The 371-nt window shown below is 54.7% G+C and carries 1 protein-coding gene; it reads left to right on the forward strand.

Annotation, left to right across the window (positions count from 1 at the left end; genetic code table 11):
- Positions 1 to 371: hypothetical protein (locus tag CWC28_RS22215; RefSeq protein WP_212746840.1), on the forward strand; the 371-nt coding region annotated here is incomplete at both ends.

Below are 371 nucleotides of genomic sequence, written 5' to 3' on the forward strand. Positions count from 1 at the left end.
CTTCCGCCAGGTGAGTCAGGTTAACACCACAGCGGCTGTGAACAACGGTTTTGCAGGTGGTCAGGCAGTGACTCTGGCAGCCAACAGTCTGTCCGTAGGCGGCATTAACTTTGCGGGCAGCACGGATTACACCGGCCACAGCAGCAATATGGATACCGTAACTGATAACACCGGTACCGCGCGCTGGGATATCACCAGTAACAACGCCGCGACTTCAGCCAATAATCATGTGCTGGCTAACATCAGCCAGATCAGTGGCAATGCTGCGGTGGCGAACACCAGCAACAGCGGTCTTGATGTCACGTTGAATGACGGTAACTTCCAGGCAGCGGGCATTACCTTTGCTGGCAGTACCAACTACACCGGTACTT

It is taken from the genome of Pseudoalteromonas sp. S4492 (assembly GCF_005886115.1).
GTDB classification, from domain to species: Bacteria; Pseudomonadota; Gammaproteobacteria; order Enterobacterales; family Alteromonadaceae; genus Pseudoalteromonas; species Pseudoalteromonas gelatinilytica.